The following is a 782-nucleotide window of genomic DNA, read 5'->3' on the forward strand; positions in this document are numbered from 1 at the left end:
CGCCTTCGCCCTGTCCGGGTCCGGACTCCGCCCCCCCGCCACGCCTCTCATCTGCCACCTGAACCCCACGTGACCCAGCCACGGGGGCCTCGCGGCGCGCCGGGCCATCGGGCTTTCGACTGCGGTCGCCTGGACATGTGGGTCGCCAGACGCTCGGGGCTGAGATGCCGCACCTACTCTCCTGTCGGGATTCCGGTCGTGGCCGACCCCGGATTCCGGTTTGCCGATGGCTGTGATGTCGGCTCCGGTGGTGGTCCCAGCCGTCCCGGGGACCTCCCCGCGACACCCCCGTCCGGCGCCCGGCTGGAATGTTTGAGTGAGCGGTCGTTAACTGGTGACGGGAGTCCGATGTTCGGGCATACTCAGCGCAGCCGCTGGTCAGCGGGCTTCCGTGATCCGGGAGTGCGCACCGTGGCCGTAACGGAACGATCAGGCGGAGCCGCCCTGACCCGTGGGCCGTGCCGCCGGTTCCCCAGCAGGGAGGAGACCGACGCCATGTCCGACCGCGACCCGCAGCCGGTGGAGCGTCAACTGCCGACGGACGAGGCGAGGGACCTGCTCACCCTCGTCCGGGAGATAGCCCGGCGGGAGATCGCCCCGAGGGCCGCCGAGGAGGAGGACGCGGGCCGCTTCCCGCGCGAGGTCTTCACCCTGCTCTCCGAATCCGGCCTGCTCGGCCTGCCGTACGCCGCGGAGCACGGCGGCGGCGACCAGCCGTACGAGGTCTACCTCCAGGTGCTGGAGGAGCTCGCCGCGGCCCGGCTCACCGTCGGCCTCGGCCT

Annotated in this window: 1 protein-coding gene; it reads left to right on the forward strand. The window is 72.1% G+C overall.

What is annotated here, in order from left to right; translation table 11 throughout:
* Nucleotides 1-495: 495 nt before the first annotated feature.
* The coding region (locus CCN72_RS36770; RefSeq protein WP_208638199.1) for an acyl-CoA dehydrogenase family protein at nucleotides 496-782 on the forward strand (287 nt) is incomplete at its 3' end.

This window comes from Streptomyces murinus (genome assembly GCF_002154555.1).
GTDB lineage: Bacteria > Actinomycetota > Actinomycetes > Streptomycetales > Streptomycetaceae > Streptomyces > Streptomyces murinus.